At 54.4% G+C, this 16,975-nt stretch carries 23 protein-coding genes; 13 read left to right on the top strand and 10 right to left on the bottom strand.

Annotation, left to right across the window (positions count from 1 at the left end):
• The 9 genes from WC598_RS14630 (at position 1) to WC598_RS14590 (ending at position 6,154) form a co-directional block, all read left to right on the top strand.
• A complete protein-coding gene (locus WC598_RS14630) occupies positions 1–618 on the top strand; it encodes a 30S ribosomal protein S5 (RefSeq protein ID WP_372962252.1) in 618 nt (205 codons plus the stop codon).
• Positions 619–1,080 carry a 50S ribosomal protein L30 gene (locus tag WC598_RS14625; RefSeq protein ID WP_372962251.1) on the top strand — a complete coding sequence of 154 codons (462 nt, stop codon included), beginning with the start codon at positions 619–621 and terminating at the stop codon, positions 1,078–1,080.
• A 7-nt stretch (positions 1,081–1,087) separates the two neighbouring features.
• On the top strand, positions 1,088–1,516 hold the full coding sequence (locus tag WC598_RS14620; RefSeq protein ID WP_372962250.1) for an uL15 family ribosomal protein: 429 nt from the start codon (positions 1,088–1,090) through the stop codon (positions 1,514–1,516).
• A 33-nt stretch (positions 1,517–1,549) separates the two neighbouring features.
• The gene (gene secY / locus WC598_RS14615; RefSeq protein ID WP_372962249.1) at positions 1,550–2,983 is read left to right on the top strand and encodes a preprotein translocase subunit SecY; all 1,434 of its coding nucleotides are present in this window, start codon (positions 1,550–1,552) and stop codon (positions 2,981–2,983) included.
• A 19-nt stretch (positions 2,984–3,002) separates the two neighbouring features.
• On the top strand, positions 3,003–3,575 hold the full coding sequence (locus tag WC598_RS14610; RefSeq protein ID WP_372962248.1) for an adenylate kinase: 573 nt from the start codon (positions 3,003–3,005) through the stop codon (positions 3,573–3,575).
• Between the two features lie 4 nt (positions 3,576–3,579).
• A complete protein-coding gene (locus WC598_RS14605) occupies positions 3,580–4,191 on the top strand; it encodes a DUF106 domain-containing protein (RefSeq protein WP_372962247.1) in 612 nt (203 codons plus the stop codon).
• Positions 4,191–4,721, top strand: a complete 531-nt coding sequence (cmk, locus tag WC598_RS14600) for a (d)CMP kinase (protein ID WP_372962246.1) — start codon at positions 4,191–4,193, stop codon at positions 4,719–4,721. The genes WC598_RS14605 and cmk overlap by 1 nt, the downstream gene beginning before the upstream one ends.
• Before the next feature lie 117 nt (positions 4,722–4,838).
• Positions 4,839–5,258 carry a GNAT family N-acetyltransferase gene (locus tag WC598_RS14595; protein WP_372962245.1) on the top strand — a complete coding sequence of 140 codons (420 nt, stop codon included), beginning with the start codon at positions 4,839–4,841 and terminating at the stop codon, positions 5,256–5,258.
• Positions 5,258–6,154 carry a DUF2156 domain-containing protein gene (locus WC598_RS14590; RefSeq protein WP_372962244.1) on the top strand — a complete coding sequence of 299 codons (897 nt, stop codon included), beginning with the start codon at positions 5,258–5,260 and terminating at the stop codon, positions 6,152–6,154. Before WC598_RS14595 ends, WC598_RS14590 begins: the two co-directional genes overlap by 1 nt.
• 100 nt (positions 6,155–6,254) lie before the next feature.
• On the opposite strand, the gene WC598_RS14585 is transcribed toward WC598_RS14590, so the two are convergent.
• Positions 6,255–6,851, bottom strand: coding sequence for a MarC family protein (locus tag WC598_RS14585; protein ID WP_372962243.1), 597 nt, complete (start codon positions 6,849–6,851; stop codon positions 6,255–6,257).
• 71 nt (positions 6,852–6,922) lie between these two features.
• A complete protein-coding gene (locus WC598_RS14580) occupies positions 6,923–8,176 on the bottom strand; it encodes an APC family permease (protein ID WP_372962242.1) in 1,254 nt (417 codons plus the stop codon).
• A gap of 89 nt (positions 8,177–8,265) precedes the next feature.
• On the opposite strand from WC598_RS14580, the gene WC598_RS14575 reads away from it, so the two are divergent.
• The 4 genes from WC598_RS14575 (at position 8,266) to WC598_RS14560 (ending at position 11,036) form a co-directional block, all read left to right on the top strand.
• On the top strand, positions 8,266–8,871 hold the full coding sequence (locus WC598_RS14575; protein WP_372962241.1) for a rubredoxin: 606 nt from the start codon (positions 8,266–8,268) through the stop codon (positions 8,869–8,871).
• 179 nt (positions 8,872–9,050) lie between these two features.
• Positions 9,051–9,506 carry a hypothetical protein gene (locus WC598_RS14570; RefSeq protein WP_372962240.1) on the top strand — a complete coding sequence of 152 codons (456 nt, stop codon included), beginning with the start codon at positions 9,051–9,053 and terminating at the stop codon, positions 9,504–9,506.
• A 176-nt stretch (positions 9,507–9,682) separates the two neighbouring features.
• Positions 9,683–10,342: a hypothetical protein gene (locus tag WC598_RS14565; RefSeq protein WP_372962239.1), complete on the top strand. Its 660-nt coding sequence runs from the start codon at positions 9,683–9,685 to the stop codon at positions 10,340–10,342.
• 67 nt (positions 10,343–10,409) lie between these two features.
• Entirely contained in the window at positions 10,410–11,036 is a 627-nt protein-coding gene (locus tag WC598_RS14560) for a tetratricopeptide repeat protein (RefSeq protein ID WP_372962238.1), read from the top strand.
• Positions 11,037–11,207: 171 nt separating this feature from the next.
• On the opposite strand, the gene mtrH is transcribed toward WC598_RS14560, so the two are convergent.
• Genes mtrH through mtrE form a run of 8 tightly spaced genes read right to left on the bottom strand, consistent with a single transcriptional unit; the run spans position 11,208 to position 16,846 of the window.
• Positions 11,208–12,245, bottom strand: coding sequence for a tetrahydromethanopterin S-methyltransferase subunit H (gene mtrH / locus WC598_RS14555; RefSeq protein WP_372962237.1), 1,038 nt, complete (start codon positions 12,243–12,245; stop codon positions 11,208–11,210).
• A gap of 17 nt (positions 12,246–12,262) precedes the next feature.
• Complete coding sequence (gene mtrA, locus WC598_RS14550) at positions 12,263–13,000, bottom strand: tetrahydromethanopterin S-methyltransferase subunit A (protein WP_372962236.1); 738 nt, start codon at positions 12,998–13,000, stop codon at positions 12,263–12,265.
• A gap of 5 nt (positions 13,001–13,005) precedes the next feature.
• Complete coding sequence (locus tag WC598_RS14545; protein ID WP_372962235.1) at positions 13,006–13,212, bottom strand: tetrahydromethanopterin S-methyltransferase subunit F; 207 nt, start codon at positions 13,210–13,212, stop codon at positions 13,006–13,008.
• Between the two features lie 5 nt (positions 13,213–13,217).
• A complete protein-coding gene (gene mtrA / locus WC598_RS14540) occupies positions 13,218–13,940 on the bottom strand; it encodes a tetrahydromethanopterin S-methyltransferase subunit A (protein WP_372962234.1) in 723 nt (240 codons plus the stop codon).
• A gap of 1 nt (position 13,941) precedes the next feature.
• Positions 13,942–14,235: a tetrahydromethanopterin S-methyltransferase subunit MtrB gene (gene mtrB / locus WC598_RS14535; RefSeq protein WP_372962233.1), complete on the bottom strand. Its 294-nt coding sequence runs from the start codon at positions 14,233–14,235 to the stop codon at positions 13,942–13,944.
• A 1-nt stretch (position 14,236) separates the two neighbouring features.
• Positions 14,237–15,100: a tetrahydromethanopterin S-methyltransferase subunit MtrC gene (gene mtrC / locus WC598_RS14530; protein WP_372962232.1), complete on the bottom strand. Its 864-nt coding sequence runs from the start codon at positions 15,098–15,100 to the stop codon at positions 14,237–14,239.
• A 10-nt stretch (positions 15,101–15,110) separates the two neighbouring features.
• Positions 15,111–15,950: a tetrahydromethanopterin S-methyltransferase subunit D gene (mtrD, locus tag WC598_RS14525; RefSeq protein WP_372962231.1), complete on the bottom strand. Its 840-nt coding sequence runs from the start codon at positions 15,948–15,950 to the stop codon at positions 15,111–15,113.
• Positions 15,947–16,846: a tetrahydromethanopterin S-methyltransferase subunit E gene (gene mtrE / locus WC598_RS14520; RefSeq protein ID WP_372962230.1), complete on the bottom strand. Its 900-nt coding sequence runs from the start codon at positions 16,844–16,846 to the stop codon at positions 15,947–15,949. Before mtrE ends, mtrD begins: the two co-directional genes overlap by 4 nt.
• Positions 16,847–16,975: the final 129 nt, after the last annotated feature.

The following is a 16,975-nucleotide window of genomic DNA, read 5'->3' as shown; positions in this document are numbered from 1 at the left end:
ATGGCATACGAAAAGCAGGAATGGCGCCCAATCACCGGTCTTGGCAAACTCGTTGCATCAGGGGAGATCAAGAGTATTGATCAGGTCCTTGAGAGCGGCAGGCCGATCAAGGAACCCGAGATTGTCGATGCGTTCCTTCCGGATCTGGAGGATGAAGTCCTCGATATCGCGATGATGCAGCGGATGACCGACTCAGGTCGCCGTGTCCAGTTCCGTGCCGTCGTTATTGTCGGCAACCGGAACGGGTACATCGGGTTTGGCCAGGGCAAGGATGTCCAGGTCGGCGATGCGATCAAGAAAGCGATTGTCAAGGCAAAGATGAACCTTGTCAAGGTACGGCGTGGCTGTGGCAGCTGGGAATGCGGATGCGATGCAACGCACTCGATCCCGATGCAGGTCACCGGTACCGCCGGCAGCGTCAAGGTCACCCTCAAGCCCGCCCCTCAGGGTATCGGGCTTGTCACCGGTGACATCAGCAAGAAAGTGCTCGAACTGGCAGGTATCAAGGATGCCTGGACCTTTGCCCGCGGACAGACCCGCACAACCATAAACTTTGCAAAGGCTACGTTCAATGCACTCAAGGAGACCAATATGATCCGGACCGGGGGGTCACAGTAAATGTACGCTGTTGTTCAGGTCCGCGGGGTTGTCAAGACCCGGCAGGACATCAAGGACACCTTGAAGATGCTGCGCCTCCATCACATCAACCACTGTGTGCTCGTGCAGGACTCACCCGAGAACCTCGGCATGATCCGCAAGGTCAAGGATTACGTTGCCTTTGGAGAAGTGGATGCAGCAACCGTTGAGACCCTCCTGCAGACCCGCGGCAGGGTTATTGGCGATGCACCGCTGACCGATGAGTACATCAAGGCCAACTCAACCTTCGCAGGCATTGCAGAATTTGCAGCGGCACTTGCAGGTGGCGAGACGAAACTGCGCGATATTCCGGGCCTCAAACCCGTACTTCGCCTTCACCCGCCCCGCAAGGGATACAAGACCACCAAGCGCACCTTCCCCCAGGGCGGCGCACTTGGCTACTATGGAGCGGAGATTAACACTCTCCTCTACAAGATGAGGTGATGGAAAGATGCCAACGAACAAGCGTTCAAAGTACCGTGGATCGCGGACATGCGGTGGCGGTACCCACAAGAACCGCCGTGGTGCAGGTAACCGCGGTGGCAGGGGACGGGCGGGTATCAACGCCCACCACTTTGTCAAGTGGTACAAGGAAATCGGCGGCCGGGTCTTTGGAAAGGACGGATTCTGCAACCAGACCAGCACTGAGGTCATTGCCATCGATATCGGGGCACTGGACCAGATCATCCCGTCGCTCATCGCCCAGGGAATTGCCAAGCAGGAAGGAGATGCAGTTGAGATCAATGTCGCCGATATGGGGATCGAGAAGGTTCTTGGCAGCGGCAAAGTCACAAAAAAGATAAACATCTTTGCCTCAAGCTTCTCTGAGATTGCGAAGGCAAAGATCGAGAAAATGGGTGGCAAGGCACTCGTTGTCTAACGACGGCCATCCCCGTATATTTTTGGTGAAACAATGGGAAACCTGCTGGATCGAATGGAACCCCTGCTCGCTGCGATGCCCGCAGTCAAGAGCCCTGAAGGTCACGTCCATTTTAAAAACAAACTGCTCTGGACGTTAGGAATTCTTATTCTGTATTTTGTCCTGACGAATATTACGGTGTTTGGTCTCGCTCCTGCAAATCAGGATCTGTTTGCAGCATGGCGGGCCCTTCTTGCCGGTGCAAGTGGATCGATCGTCCACCTCGGTATCGGGCCGATCGTCACGGCATCCATCGTGCTCCAGCTCCTCAAGGGTGCAGATATCCTTCACATTGACACGAGCGAGACGCGCGGGCAGGTCATGTACATGGGTCTGCAGAAGATCCTCATTCTCGTGATGATCGTTATCGAAGCAGCCCCGAACCTTGTCGGGGGTTTCATGACGCCCGATCCGGTTATCGCCAGCCAGTTCTTCGGTGGCAACCTGTTTGCGGTATCCATTCTCATATTCCTCCAGATCTGTCTTGGCGGCCTGCTTGTCGTCATGATGGATGAAGTCGTGACCAAGTGGGGTATCGGTTCCGGGGTTGGTCTCTTCATCATTGCCGGTATATCTCAGGCTCTGATCAGCGGGTTCATCAACTGGGCCAAAGTCACCGACCAGTATCCGGTTGGTTTCTTCCCCCGTCTTATCGCGATAGGTATTGACGGTGGAAATTACATGACGTATTTCGGCACGGAGATGCTTGCGTTCATCACTACTATAGCCATCTTCCTTGTGATCGTGTACGTTGAATCCACCCGTATCGAGATACCCCTTGCTCACGCGCAGATTCGCGGAGCCCGGGCACGGTTCCCGGTCAAGCTCATCTATGCCAGCGTTCTTCCGATGATCCTCGTGATGGTGCTTCTTGCCAACATCCAGATGGTGGGCATGTTCCTTTCGAACGTGAATATCACCATCTTTGGCACATTTGAAAATGGAGTACCTGTCAATGGTATCATGTATTACCTGGCGCCCATCAACGGCCCGTCCGACTGGATGTGGTGGATGAAAGATCTCGGCCATGCGCCATGGGAGGTGCTTTTACGTCTGGGCATCAATATGACAATCATGGTGGTCGGAGGTGCGGTCTTCGCGCTCTTCTGGATCAAAACTGCCGGGCTTGACTCGAAAGATGTTGCCCGTCAGATCCAGATGTCTGGCATGTCCATCCCTGGCTACCGCAGAAACCCGCAGGTACTGGAGAAGTACCTTGACCGGTATATCCCCCGTGTCACGATTATCGGTGGCGTCTTCATTGGTGTGCTCAGTGTTATTGCAAACCTCTTTGGTGTCATTGGTGGCGTGAGCGGAACAGGTCTGCTCTTAACGGTGAGTATCACCTATCGTCTCTACGAGGAGATCGCAAGCCAGCAGATCATGGAGATGTACCCGTTCATGCGGACATTCTTTGGCAAAGAGTAGATCTACAGGAGAGATGCGGATGGTGGGAAAAAAGGTCATCATAACCGGTGTACCCGGGGTCGGCAAGACCACGGTTGTCAACGAGGCATTACAGAAACTGAAAAGCGAGGGTATCGAATACCAGTCCATTAATTTTGGCACATTCATGTTCGAGGTTGCAAAAAAAGACAATGTTGTCGAGAACCGCGACCAGATGCGCTCGCTTGATCGGACCGTTCAGAAACGGCTTCAGCAGCGGGCTGCACAGGAAATTGCCAAGATTTCAGGGAATGTCTTAATCGACACCCATGCTTCTGTAAAGACACCCAAAGGCTATCTTGCGGGGCTGCCCGAGTGGGTGCTCCGCGAGCTCATGCCGGATATTATTGTCCTTGTTGAAACGGATGATGACCAGATTCTCATGCGCCGTCTCACAGACGAAACCCGCACCCGCGACAAGGAAGGCTCGCGCTCGATTGGTGAGCACCAGCAGTTCAACCGGTCGATCGCAGCCGCCTACGCGATGCTGACGGGATGTACAATAAAAATAATAATGAACCCCGACTTTCTGCTGGAACGCTCATCGTCGGAACTAGCAGACGTACTCAGGTGAGCAGATGGATTTTGGAAAGATCTGGGATAAATACGGGATGTACATAGCCCTCGGGTTCATGATGCTGATGATGCTCTCGTACAGCATCGAATGGCTGAGGATTGGCGTGGGCAAGGGCATAGATTCTGCCCTGTCTCCTGCGGTTGACATGTTCGGCATTCCGTTCTTCATCCTTATCGTCATCCTGTCAGCGTTCACGGGTTTGTACTCATCTATCATCCAGAAGTACACCATTGATTATGACAAGATGACTGAGTCCCAGGAACGGATGAAGGAGTTCCAGAAAGAGTACCGTGAAGCCCAGCTTTCCCAAGACGAGAAGCGCATCAAGAAACTGGAAGCAAAGCGGGACCGGGTCATGAAGGAGCAGCTGGAGATGTCCCAGCAGCAGTTCAAGCCCATGGCCTATATCCTTGTTCTTACGGTTCCTATCTTCTTCTGGCTCCTCTTCCGGCTCCAGGAGGTCAATACCACGATCACCATGCCGTATCTCGGCACCCATTCCCTGAATGATGCTGTTATCTGGGTTATTCCCGCATGGATCCTCTGGTACATGATCTGTTCTATCACCTTAAGCCAGGTGATCCGGAAGTCCTTAAACATCGGGGGAGTCTGATGCGAATTACCGTGAGCGGGTTGCCCGGGAGCGGGACAACCTCACTCTCACGGTACATTGCACAACGCCACGGGTTTGAGATGATCTCGGCAGGCGAAGTCTTCCGCCAGCTTGCAAAGGAACACAACATGGAACTGGCCGAGTTCGGCCGTCTTGCCGAGGAGGATTCCTCGTATGACAAGATGATCGATGCCCGACAGAAAGAGATTGCCGAATCCCGGGACAATATCATTGTTGAAGGCCGGCTTTCCGGCTGGATGGTTCCGGGTGCCGATCTCAAGATCTGGCTGTTTGCCCCCATAGACTGCCGGATCAAGCGGATTGTATTCCGCGATCAGGTGGTCGATGAGACCACGGCAATGCAGCTTACGCTCGAACGCGAGCAGTGTGAGGCCGGGCGATACCGGTCCTATTATGATATCGACATCAACGACCTTACTGCATATCATATGGTCCTCAATTCCGGGCACTGGGGCGTGGAAGGCCTGGGTTCGATCGTTGATTCCGCAATAGCCCAGCTCAAATCCTGAAAAGCAGTTCCAGTCGGTTTGTTCTATCCGTCAGTTTTTTGTATCCGTTCAGCACTATCTATTCTCCAGTAACCGCTTATCTTGTGAAATATACAGAAAACGCGGGGAGTGACTGCTGTGGGAAGTATTGCAATCCATTGTGTGCAGTCCTGGAACGTTGAGGAGATCGCGGATCTCTACCGTGCCGGGGGATGGTGGAAAGAGGAGTACAATCCCGCGGAACTGCCCCGTCTGATCCGGGGGAGTTTTATTTTTGCCGTTGCTGTTGATGGGAAAAGCGGCCGGGCAGTAGGTATGGGACGGGTGCTCTCGGACGGGGTTTCGGACGGTTATATCCAGGATCTTGTTGTGCTCCCGCAGTTCCGGAAGCTCGGGATTGGGGCACAGCTCGTTGCGGCACTCGTGGAGAAATGCCGGGAGTCAGGGGTAGTATGGATTGCTCTTATTGCTGAACCCGGTACAGAGCAATTCTACACCCCTTTCGGGTTTCACCGGATGGAGGGGTCTGTCCCGCTCCTGTTGCTGGGTGATTTGTGATGCTTCGCCAGGATGATTTCAAGCCGGTAACCCTTGCGGACCGGGCATTTTTCGAACAGCATTATGCAAGGTATCCCCAGAGACACAGCGACAATACCTTCACGAACATGGTCTGCTGGAACCACTTTGCCCGGTACACGTATGCCCTTGTGGAAAAGAACGTTATCCTCGCCAGCACGATCGACGGGGTAACCCGGTTCCGGGCCCCCATCGGGCCCCGGAATCCGACCCTTCTCCGGTCCTTGATCCGGCTTGCCTCGGATGTCAGCGACAATGAACCCATCGTGCTCATCGATCCGGACACTGCTCTCTGGATGCGGGAGGTCTGTCCCGGCATCAACCTCGTTCCTGACCGGGACCATTACGAGTACGTGTACCGCTCAGCCGATCTCTCTGAACTCCCCGGGAAAAATTACTTAACCATACGCCGCCAGGTCAATAAGTTCCGGAAGAACTGCGCCCATGTGGTTGAGCCGGTGACCCGGGAGAACTGGGAAGAGGTGAAGCGTTTCCTCATTGAATGGTGCGAATGGAAAGGCTGCGAGAGTGGCGACCCGGTACTTGCGCACGAGAAGGAAGCGGTATTCTTTGCTATCGACCATCTCGATGAACTTCCCCTGCGGGGCCTGGTTATCCGCGTTTTTTCCAAGATCGGTGCCATGTCCCTCTTCGAGCCCCTTAATGCGGACACTGCGCTCGTCCATTTTGAGAAAGGCCTGCCGGATTGTGATGGGATTTACAAGGCCATCAATGCAGAGACGGCATCACGACTCGCTGACCGGTTCACGTTCATCAACCGCGAGAGCGACCTTGGAGTGCCTGGTCTCCGTGAAGCCAAGATGCGTTACCATCCCGATCACATGGTTGAAGTTTTCTCCATGAAGCTGGATTCCTGATATGCGTTTTCCGGAATCCTGCAGCTGCGTCCGTTGGGATCCATTGCCCATTTTTGTGAATAGGTAATATTAAAAAAAGTGCGCCGATGCAGGCATTCCTTCACATTATTTTGATATACGCGAGAACTCCAGATGCTATGATTTGGACTGCGATTGCCGCAACCAGCATTCCTAACACTTTTCCCATGATATCGGTGACAACTGCCCCGAGAACACGCTGGATGGTGTCGGCGAAATAGAGGACAAGCCAAGTGGCAAGCAGGGCAAGCGTGATCGCGATGAACGGGATGAGAAGCCCGTAATCCTTTGAGAGGAGCATCACGGTTGTGATCGTGCCCGGACCGCAGAGGAGGGGTGTGCCAATAACTACACCGGCTGCAGATTTGACGTGATCCTTGACGTGGCCGATCTCGATCCCGAGCGCCTCCTGGATCCCGAGGAGAAAGAGAAGGAACCCGCCTGCTATCTGGAACGCTGGCATCTTCAGTCCGAGAATATTGAAGATGGTTGTATTGAAGATAAGGAAGATGTACATCAGCCCGCCGGCAACAGCAACGGCAATGAAAGCCTGCTTGTGGATCTCTGCCGAGGTCTGCCCCTTGGTCATGGCCGCAAAGATTGGTACGGACAGGAGCGGGTCAAGGATGATGAACAGGGCAGAGAAAGCGTAGATAATTCCGGGAATGAGGTCCTGCATATTCTGATATCAGATTGCGCTCTGATTGCGGATAATAATACAGGTCTGTCAGGGATCGGCCGGCAATATTGTCAGTGGATAACGAACCAGAGGAGGAGAATTGCTGCCGTCGAGATTGCCCCTGCCCCCGACACGATACGGGATCTGGTATCCCGCACCAGGATCCATGCAGCAATGCAGAAGAACGTGTATGGTATCAGGATCGTTATGACGGAGATTATCGCGAGTTCGTCGAAATGGTTGGTGAAAAGCAGGAGTGCAGCACTGATTCCGCACCCTGCGACAAGGGCATAGGCAGGGGTTCCCTGCGGTGTCAGGTCTCCCAGCCGGGGAATCCGGAACCGGGTTGAGAGGGACTGGATCACCCGTGACGTGGCGATGACGTAGGCGTTGATCGCTGAGAGCATCGCTACGATCCCGATGAACGCGACAATGGTTCCCGAATACGGGAGGATGAGTCCCGCTGCCGTTGCAATCGGGGCGGGAGACGCCGCGATGGCGTCTGACCCCATGCTTCCGATGAGCGACAGGTTGAGAACCAGGTAGAGTGAGACCACGATCAACATGACGAGGAGCAGGGATCGTCGGATCAGGGCGGGATCTTTTGTCTCGGCGACCGGGATCGCACTGATCTCAAATCCCGTAAACGGCCAGTAAACGATGATAACCGTTGCAAGGATACCCGCTGAGGTGACCGGGGTTGACGGAACGAAATTCTCTACCCGGACAAACGGCAGGAGCAGGAGTGCGATGAGGACGAGCGGGGCGATTTTAAGGACGGTTAAGAGATCTTCCGTCTTTCCCGACAACGCGATACCCCGGATGTTCAGCCAGCAGAAACCCGCGATGATACCGGCCTCGATCAATATTACCCGGGAGATCCCGAAGTATCCCAGATACTGGCCGATACCGGCCGCTATTGTCGCAATCCCGAAGACCGATGAGACCAGGTACAGGAAAAGAAGCATAAATGCGGCCTTTGTCCCGAAGACCGATTCGAAGAGAGCATAAAAGCTGCCCGAGCCGGTGAACCGGAATGCCACGAACGCAAGGGACAGGACTACGCACGAAGCGGAGATGGCGACTGCCGCCCATACTAGCAGGGAGGCCGGCCCGCTCAGCTTTGCTGCTATGCCGGGAACGACAAAGATGCCCGAGCCGATCGTTCCGCCAACGCCAAGGCTGACCAGCTCCGTGAGCCCCAGCGATCGTTTGTATGTCCCTGTCTCTCCCATGGCCGGTCCCCCCAGACAGAGTTCCGGGTAAATCCCCGTGTCTGCTCGTTTTTCTTCATGGTGCGGGTGAAGAGGAATTGCAATATCCACAATATATATTATCCTGTATCCTCCATGTTCACCTATCAGCGGATTCTCCTCCGGATCCTGTCCGGGGTATCCGGCAGGATCGTGAAATTATGGCAAAAACCGTAGCAACCAGAAAAACGGGTGCGGCAACGAAGACTGCAAAACCATCTGCTGCAAACGCAGGAACCGCTCCGACTGCAAAGAAGAAAGCCGCTATCCCGAAAAAGGCCTCAACCGGCCCGGCAAAGAATGCCGTCAAAGCGCCGGTAAATAAAACCGTAAAGAAACCGGTAAAAGCCCCCGTGAAAAAGACGGCCGCAAAAAAGGCATCCCATACCCCGATAAGATACAGGTGCAAGCTCTGCGGGTACATCTACTCCCCCCTCCGGGGCGAACCGCACAACGGCATCCCTGCCGGTACGGAATTTGACGACCTTCCCGAGAGTTATGTCTGCCCGGTCTGCGGTCAGCAGGGCAAGGGCAGGATCGGCAAGTGGGGCTTTGAAGAGTGGCGCCCGACGAGGTACCTCTGCTCGATGTGCAATTATGTATACGACGAGATGCGGGGCGAGCCACACCGGGGGATCAAACCCGGCACGAAATTCGAGGATCTTAAGGAAGATTATACCTGCCCGGTCTGTGCCCTGGATCCCAAGATCCGTGTACAGTTCGGCAAGGTATTCAAACAGGGATTCGAACCCCTCTACCTCGGGTGACCCCCACCTCATTTCTTTTTTCGCAGGTCCATCTCGCACCGGAATGTATCCCCCGACTCCGATACAGAAATATCCGGAAATGTACGGAAAAACGCGCGATCTTATAATCTTATACATCCATGCTTGATTATAACCATACGATTCCATCGTCATACCTGCGGTGTCGGGAGGGCCACCAGATGCAGAATTATCCTGATCCGGTCATACAGCTAAAACAGGCAGCACTCGCAAAGTTCCTTGGTATCCAGAAAGAGTCCCTCCGGGAATCCAGCGGTACGCTCTACACCTTCAAGGCATTTTTTCACGGGAATGACGAAGCCTACCTCGTGCTCACTGACAGCGAAGCCACCATTGCCGCAGGGCATGCGGTTCAGGAAAAACTCTGGCTGATCTGCCTTGAGACGCTGTTTGCCTATTTCGACATCGATGCGTATCCCGCCGATGTCCTGGGCAACATGAAGACACGGGAGATCCGGCGGGTGAATGACGAGCTCAAGACGCTCATCTACAACACGTCCGGGATGGACCCGCTCAAAGAGAAGATGCTCTCCTGCGGAAACCGGAAGAATCTCCTCGCGGATTTTGACCAGATGGAATATTACCAGGACGGGTATTTCATCTACCGGCTCTACTGAACGGCTCTCCCCTCCCTCTCTTCTCGCTCCTTTTCTCTTATCTCTTGATCGTTTTTCCGCGGATGCAGTTCCACCCGGCGGGACCGGTTGCCGGCTGGCGTACAAATCTATAAACCCGCCCGCGGTTTATTCTGTTATCAATGACGTTTTCAATAAAAATTTCCCGGTTCCCTTCCATGCCCCTGTGCCGTCTGCTCCTGGCAGGTGCCCTGCTCATAGGTATACTTGCCGGCCCGGTATCCGCCCTGCCGGATCAGGATTATTTCGAATGTGACCTGGGTGATACCATCGCCCTTCATGGGGTAGCGTATACCAGCAGCCAGGTTTACCTGTTCATGACGGGCCCCGGTCTCCCGGCCAACGGCGTGACCCTTACCGACACCACCTTACGGGCAGACCAGGGTCAATTCACCATTGTGGGTGTGGCGGACGATCAGACCTGGTCCATGAAATGGAACACCGACCGGATACGGAACCAGATCAACCCGGGAACGTACAAGGTTTACGTGAGCCCGACACCGGTGGATTACTCAGGTCTCGGGTCGTACAAGGAGCTCACGGTCTACCTCAAGGACCCGGGACCGCGGAACGGGGCAAGTTCCAGTCCGGGAACGTATACAATGAACCCCGAGATGCATATCTCAACGGCGTTACCGACAACGGTTGTTACCACCACTGCCACCCCAAGTCCGGTTATTACCACTGCTCCCTCCCCCGAACCAACTACGCCGACACCTACCCCGACTCAGAAGAGCGGGCCGGCCCCGTTCCTGATCATCATCGCCCTTGCAGCGGGTTCCCTCGCCGTGATGGCAGGCCGACGGAAAAATCCCTGAAAAACTGTCCTCTCTTTTTAAACAGGAAGGTATTATCATACCCCGTGTATATGGATATATGAGTGGTATGGACGTACCTGCATTACTGGATAAGGCTCATCACCAGATGAAAGTCGGGCGCTATGACGACGCTATAGCCCTGTACGATACGGTTCTTGAGATGAACGGGAACAATACGACCGCGCTTGAGAACAAAGGCAAAAGTTACTATTATCTCGGGCGGCACGAGGATGCCCTTGCAACGTATGACAAGGCAATTGTGATCAACCCCAACCTCATCACGGTCTGGTTCGAGAAGGGCTATACCCTGCGGAAGATCCACCGGCACGAGGATGCGATCCTCTGTTTCGAACACGCCCTGAAGATTGATCCCGATTATACCTTCGCTCTTGCCAACAAGGGATATTCCTTAAACGAGCTCGGACGGTATGAAGAGGCTATCGCCTGCTTTGATGCGATCCTGGAAGCCAGCCCAAAGAATATCCGGGCAATGACCTCAAAAGGTATTGCCCTGCGGGAACTCGGGAGAAACGAAGAAGCGCTCACCGTTTTCGATAAAGCCCTCGGCCTCAACTCTGTCAATTCATTTGTCTGGTACAACAAGGCGATTGCGCTCCGCAACCTTGGCCGGTCCAGGGAAGCCGACGAATGTATCAAGATTGTCAATCTCCCCGGAAGTCCCGGGAGAATATAACCGCGATTGCAGGTTTCCTCTGTCCTTTTTGGACGCCCTAGATCCCTTTTTTCCACCAGAACCTGCAGGGAATGAAACGCTTGGCGCCGATTGGCGAACTGCCAGAAAATCTCTTAAGATACACCTGTTGTTCTGGAAAATGGTCGGTTGGTTCCCGACAAATAAAAAAAATTAGATTAATTTAAAGATTGGGTGGCTTTCTGATTTGCACTCGATCCCGAGCTGACGGGTTGCCTCAAGGACGGTGATGTCCGTGTAGGCCTGTGACGTGATCATTGCTTCAACGTTCTCGATAGGTCCGTACATGATGAGGTCTGCACCGAGGGTGGATGCAATCATGTTGCAGCCGATATCGGGTGCTGACCATGCTGCCTGCTTGATGCCTTCCATACCGCCGAGGTAGTGGTGGGACATCTGCTTGAGGAGCACATCGTTGCCTGCGTATCCTGCTTCGAGTACGGAGGGGGTCTTCTTGGAACCCTTCCAGCGCTTGAGCCAGGTCCAGGAAACGGTCATGTTGTGGTATGCACCACCGGTCGGGTAGCCGTGGATTGCCTTGCAGGCAAGGATCTCACGGTACGAGCCACCGCTGCCGAGGCCGAGCGGGGTTGCTGCAGTGTCGAGGATCGGACGCTTGATACCGCATTCCTCTGCGATAGCGAGCATACCCTTTGCCTGACCTGCAACGCCACCTTCGGTGAGCACTTTCTCGCGGCCGGCAACGGACGGGTCACCGGGGTTGAATGCGAGAACGATTGCTGCGTCGACGTCGCTGTTCTTGAGTGCCTCGATGTTCTCGGGCGGGATCGAACCGTTGATCGAGTTGTAGATCGCACGGTTTGCAAGACCTACTTCGGTCACATACTTGCAGGCGTGTGCAAGTGCCTTGGGTGCCGAGGAGTCCATAAGGAACGCGGTCTTGTTGTCGATCGAGTCGAACCAGGTGAAGTAGCTCTCGAATGCCTCTCCGTATTCCGCAATGATCTGGATGAAGTGCGGAACACCGGTCAAGTCCGAAAGGACCTGACAGCGGTTCCAAAGTGCTTCTGCCTTTGCCTTGTCGATCGTGCCCTTGTGGTCATCAAGCACGCACTCGTGCTTGTTGTAGAAGATAGATGCACCAAGGACAGTCGGGTACTCGCCGGGCTGGCCTCCGATTTTGGTGCCGTTGAAGTCCCAGACACTCTGTTCTTTTTCGAATCTGAACATATTCTATTACACCTCCGTTATACCTGTGTCATTAATTTCTGGAGAAGGAAGAGCAGCATCACAAATACGGTTATACCTGCTACGAGGCCGTACAGAATACCGATATCCCGCCCGATTTTTCGTCCAACACGCTGTGCAATCTCCGCATCCACGAACTCGATCTTCTTCTCGATCTTGTCGAGTCTCTTCTCGATCTCGAGGAACTGTGGGTTTGCACTTGCAGCGCCAACTTCCTGTCCGCCGGCAGCTTCCTTGACTTCGACGACAATTGCATCGGCAGCGAACGCGCCCGGGTCGCGGGCTTTGAGTTCGTTGATCTTTGCCTTGATTGCGCCCATGTCTTCGCTTTCCATGATGTTGACGATCTCAACCTGTTCCTGGAAGCGCTTGATAGCTGCATCGTTGAGGTTTTCGATGAACGGAATAGCACCCTCAGCGCCGACGACCCTTCCTTCTTTGATACCGCTCTTGTGGAGCGCTGAAAGAGTCTGTCCTGAGAGGTGTCCTTTCACTTCAGTACCTACGAGGAGGACGAACCTGATGTTGGGGTTGGCAATGACGTTGGCGATAACCTTCTCAAGACCGAGGTTCTCGGTCTTACAGGAACCGCAGAGAGCCGCGCCTGCATCGCAGACGCCCTGTTCGTCGAGGTGTGAACCCATGGTGACAACAGCAACGGGGCTGTTTGCGTCACCTGAATGGAAGTCCCCCTTGACGAGTGGCCATCCACTTGCTGGTGATTTCTTGTCTGCCATCCTGTTCACCCCCTCATAAGTAATGCGGGCAGCACGATCAGGATCAGAGCAATGAGCAGCCCGGCCATAAAGCCGACTAATCCTGTTGCAGTAACTGCCGATTCAATCTTGTTGGTCCTTGCCAGGATCTGTGACTTGTAGCGGATGTTCTCCACCATGTTGTCGATTGCCACCATCCTGATAGGTCCTGTTGATTTTGAGTCTTCTGCCATCTTTTTCACCCCATCATTAGGAATCCGACCAGGGCGAACGAGATGATCAGACCGATCATCAGGCCTTCGATCTTACCTGCATAGACCCCGGCGGCAAATTTGTCCCGGTACCCGATGTCCGTCACCATCTTTTCGATGATTTTCATGCGGGCAGTGATAAGAGCCATCTCACCGGACAGCGGGCGTGCCTCACCGGTTGCTTCTTCTGCGCCACCGGCAGCTTCCTTGACTTCGACGACAATTGCATCGGCAGCGAACGCGCCCGGGTCGCGGGCTTTGAGTTCGTTGATCTTTGCCTTGATTGCGCCCATGTCTTCGCTTTCCATGATGTTGACGATCTCAACCTGTTCCTGGAAGCGCTTGATAGCTGCATCGTTGAGGTTTTCGATGAACGGAATAGCACCCTCAGCGCCGACGACCCTTCCTTCTTTGATACCGCTCTTGTGGAGCGCTGAAAGAGTCTGTCCTGAGAGGTGTCCTTTCACTTCAGTACCTACGAGGAGGACGAACCTGATGTTGGGGTTGGCAATGACGTTGGCGATAACCTTCTCAAGACCGAGGTTCTCGGTCTTACAGGAACCGCAGAGAGCCGCGCCTGCATCGCAGACGCCCTGTTCGTCGAGGTGTGAACCCATGGTGACAACAGCAACGGGGCTGTTTGCGTCACCTGAATGGAAGTCTCCCTTGACGAGTGGCCATCCACTTGCTGGTGATTTCTTGTCTGCCATGTTAGCCCACCTTGATCAGCTGGAATGCAATGACTCCTGCAATGAGTAGTCCGACAATAATCCCGTACCAGAACGAGTTGATACTGCCACCGATTGCAAGCCCGTTCTCCCTGTTGGGGAACGATGCGAGCAGGTTGCCTTCTCCTGAAAGCATGTTGACGAGGTCGTCGCTGGTTGCTTCGAGGATTGCTACCTTCTCGATGACGGGTGAGAGGGATTCTCCGGCCGATGTGATGATACCGACCATCGGGTCAGCTACAAGGCCGAACTCGGGGAGTACCTGAATGTATGCCATATCAGTGTCCCTCCACGTCCGGAATCGGCTTTGAGTCAAGCCATGCTGCTGCGTCGCGCTTCGAGAGCACCATGTACTGCTGGTACGTGTAGAGCCAGCCGATGACGGCGATGACGAGGGCGATGACTGCTGAACCAATGCTGATGAAGGCAAAGGACATGATTGCTGCAGCGAGCATCGAGAGGAAACCGCACTCTGCAGTGAGCATGAGCATGCGGTCCTGCTTCCAGCCGGGTCCAAGGGTTGCGTTGAACGGGTGCTGGATAGCGATTGCACCGAGCAGGAATGCTACAGCGATCAGGCATCCACCGAGGAACGAGTTCTGGTGGGTCAGGAGCGTCATGCCCATAACGGTGATTTTGCTCGTAGTCAGGCCGGCGAAGGTAAACCCGCCGGTGATGAGTGCGGAAAATCCCATAAGGGTGAGTGCGCCTACGATTGACATCTCGGTGAGAGCCTGGACCATTGCCGGGATCTTCATGTTCAGGATGTTGTTGGAGACATACCCGAGGATGAAACCGATGACTGCTGCAAGAATCGTTGCTACGATGGGGGCTGCCGGTATGCCGGCAATGACGCCGAACTTGGTTGCAAGCAGCATGGCCATGACACCGGAGCCGAATGCAATCATACCTGCGGACGGGACACCTGTTCCGATACCGTAGCTGCAGAGCACCTTGATGGTGTGGCTACCCCAGATCAATGCAGCGATCACCGCGAGTCCACCGAAGAATGAGAACATCTCGGTGTTGGTGAGTACATTGAGGTACGTCAGGTAGAGGCACACGAGGGTGCTGACGAGGCCCGCGATCATGATTTTCTGGTGCGGAACGCCTCCTTCTATTACTTCAACTTTTACTGACATCTTTTACACCTCATAGTACGACGATCAGGATCGCCACAAGACCGCAGAGGGCTGATGCGACTGCGGATGCTACGATTGACCGTGGCCAGCGCTTGAACTTCGGGTCGTGGGGTCCTTCGATGGTTCCCGTGATGTTGTATGCGGTAAGCACTGCATTCACGAGGAAGAGACCGACAGCGAACATACCTGCAACGGATACTGCGATTGGCATGACCTGTGCAGCGGTGATCTGCATGACTGCCGGGAGCGTAGCCTGGTAAAGGTTGAGCAGCTCGACATAGATGAGCGTACCGCCGGCACCGCCGAGAATACCGCCAATCACGCCACCAACGAATGAGACGAAGGGAAGGCCGTGACCCTCAGTACCCTGGGATTTGTATTCTGCCTGCGTGTCTCCGGTGATCGGGTCTTTTGCGACCTTACCGGATGCTGCGGGAATACCCATGCCAAAGACATAGACGAAGTTCACCATCATACAGGTAATTGCCATCATCAGTCCGCCGCCGATACCGCCGGAAACGACTACGACAATTAAGTCCTGTCCTGCTGCTGCGGCCCATGCGCCTCCGAAGAGACCTGCAAGACCTGCACCAGCTGCGAGCATTGCAACACCTGTTGCGATACCGGGAGCCTGTCCCATTGCTGCGGGAGCACCGCCGACCGGTACGAAGTGGGTGCCGAAGCCGATCAGGATACCGCCGATGACGATACCGATGAGGGCCATGAAGCCTACGCCGGGTGAGATGTACCATGCAAGGGCCAGGAGAATCAGGAGCAGGACAATACCGACTCCCATTGCGGTTGGGTTGATTGCGCCTCCCGCCTGGGGTTTTGCTGCAACTGCGCTCATGCGTCTGCCTCCTTGGCGACCGTGTAGGGTCCGTAGTTCTTGCGTGCCCAGACCTCAATGTAGCGGTCAATGACCGTGAAGATGAGGATCATGAGTATGCCGACGATGATTGCACCCCAGCCGGCGGAAACCTTCTCGAAGAGAACGGTACGCCAGAGTTCGAGGAATACAATCAGTCCGAAACAGATACCTGATGCCGAGCCGCCGATCTTTGCGGTGAACCAACCGTTGTCGATTGAGTTCCTCTCGCCAGCTTCTGCGTAGCGGACGATGTTACCCGATGCGGAGATAGGGACACCTGCACCGAACTTCTGGTTCTGGTACTGGCGTTCTTTTCCGTAGTACGGGTTGCCTGTTGCGGATCCTGCTGCACCGAGTGCAATACCCCATATCAGGCCGAGCAGCGGTAGCGGGAACGGGTGTCCCAGTGCTACGTTGATCAGGTAACAGAGTGTTACAGTACAGAAAATCGCGATAAAGGCATGTGCCATGGTAACCGTCGTCATGGACTTAAGGATGTCCACGTAGACCGGCTGCCCGAACTTGGACAGACTTGCTGTTCTGCCCACGTATGCGGTTGTTGCATAGACGCCCTGCACAAAGACTGCGATGATACAGCCAAGGACGATTGCCAGGACCGCGTTGATCTGCATTGCCATAAAAGCCCATGCGAGACCTGCGCCCAGCGCACACCATAAGCCGTATGCCGGGGGTTCTCCTGCTACCGCCTTGTTGAAGATACGGTGAAGGAATCCCATCTGCGGTGCGAGCTGAACCTGTGAGTTCGGGTCACCCTGGGACCCGATGTTGGATTCAGTATCTTCCGCAGCGCCGGCTACAGTGGCAAGAGCTCCTGTCAATGCAGTAATTCCAATGCCAAATACAATATGTTCCATTTAGCCTCCTCCCTGCGTGCGAATGCACGAGAGTATTCAAAATGCAATGCCACGCACATCGAGTAGATACTCTTTGTGGTTAGTGTAAATTTGGTCAGATCTTAATTAAAAGGTTTCGAATTTATTTCG

It is taken from the genome of Methanoregula sp. (assembly GCF_041645475.1).
Lineage (GTDB): Archaea > Halobacteriota > Methanomicrobia > Methanomicrobiales > Methanospirillaceae > Methanoregula.
The sequence above is the reverse complement of the archived record's forward strand: the minus strand, read 5'-3'. Positions and strand labels throughout refer to the sequence as shown.

Bases quoted from the DNA above. Each gene is read 5' to 3' on its own strand.
- mtrE (WP_372962230.1), bottom strand. From the start codon at position 16,846: ATGGAACATATTGTATTTGGCATTGGAATTACTGCATTGACAGGAGCT.
- WC598_RS14585 (WP_372962243.1), bottom strand. From the start codon at position 6,851: ATGCAGGACCTCATTCCCGGAATTATCTACGCTTTCTCTGCCCTGTTC.
- WC598_RS14560 (WP_372962238.1), top strand. From the start codon at position 10,410: ATGGACGTACCTGCATTACTGGATAAGGCTCATCACCAGATGAAAGTC.
- WC598_RS14605 (WP_372962247.1), top strand. From the start codon at position 3,580: ATGGATTTTGGAAAGATCTGGGATAAATACGGGATGTACATAGCCCTC.
- WC598_RS14620 (WP_372962250.1), top strand. From the start codon at position 1,088: ATGCCAACGAACAAGCGTTCAAAGTACCGTGGATCGCGGACATGCGGT.
- WC598_RS14575 (WP_372962241.1), top strand. From the start codon at position 8,266: ATGGCAAAAACCGTAGCAACCAGAAAAACGGGTGCGGCAACGAAGACT.
- mtrD (WP_372962231.1), bottom strand. From the start codon at position 15,950: ATGAGCGCAGTTGCAGCAAAACCCCAGGCGGGAGGCGCAATCAACCCA.
- mtrA (WP_372962236.1), bottom strand. From the start codon at position 13,000: ATGGCAGACAAGAAATCACCAGCAAGTGGATGGCCACTCGTCAAGGGG.
- WC598_RS14565 (WP_372962239.1), top strand. From the start codon at position 9,683: ATGCCCCTGTGCCGTCTGCTCCTGGCAGGTGCCCTGCTCATAGGTATA.
- WC598_RS14630 (WP_372962252.1), top strand. From the start codon at position 1: ATGGCATACGAAAAGCAGGAATGGCGCCCAATCACCGGTCTTGGCAAA.
- mtrA (WP_372962234.1), bottom strand. From the start codon at position 13,940: ATGGCAGACAAGAAATCACCAGCAAGTGGATGGCCACTCGTCAAGGGA.
- secY (WP_372962249.1), top strand. From the start codon at position 1,550: ATGGGAAACCTGCTGGATCGAATGGAACCCCTGCTCGCTGCGATGCCC.
- WC598_RS14545 (WP_372962235.1), bottom strand. From the start codon at position 13,212: ATGGCAGAAGACTCAAAATCAACAGGACCTATCAGGATGGTGGCAATC.
- WC598_RS14625 (WP_372962251.1), top strand. From the start codon at position 619: ATGTACGCTGTTGTTCAGGTCCGCGGGGTTGTCAAGACCCGGCAGGAC.
- mtrB (WP_372962233.1), bottom strand. From the start codon at position 14,235: ATGGCATACATTCAGGTACTCCCCGAGTTCGGCCTTGTAGCTGACCCG.
- mtrC (WP_372962232.1), bottom strand. From the start codon at position 15,100: ATGTCAGTAAAAGTTGAAGTAATAGAAGGAGGCGTTCCGCACCAGAAA.
- WC598_RS14610 (WP_372962248.1), top strand. From the start codon at position 3,003: ATGGTGGGAAAAAAGGTCATCATAACCGGTGTACCCGGGGTCGGCAAG.
- WC598_RS14590 (WP_372962244.1), top strand. From the start codon at position 5,258: ATGCTTCGCCAGGATGATTTCAAGCCGGTAACCCTTGCGGACCGGGCA.
- cmk (WP_372962246.1), top strand. From the start codon at position 4,191: ATGCGAATTACCGTGAGCGGGTTGCCCGGGAGCGGGACAACCTCACTC.
- mtrH (WP_372962237.1), bottom strand. From the start codon at position 12,245: ATGTTCAGATTCGAAAAAGAACAGAGTGTCTGGGACTTCAACGGCACC.
- WC598_RS14570 (WP_372962240.1), top strand. From the start codon at position 9,051: ATGCAGAATTATCCTGATCCGGTCATACAGCTAAAACAGGCAGCACTC.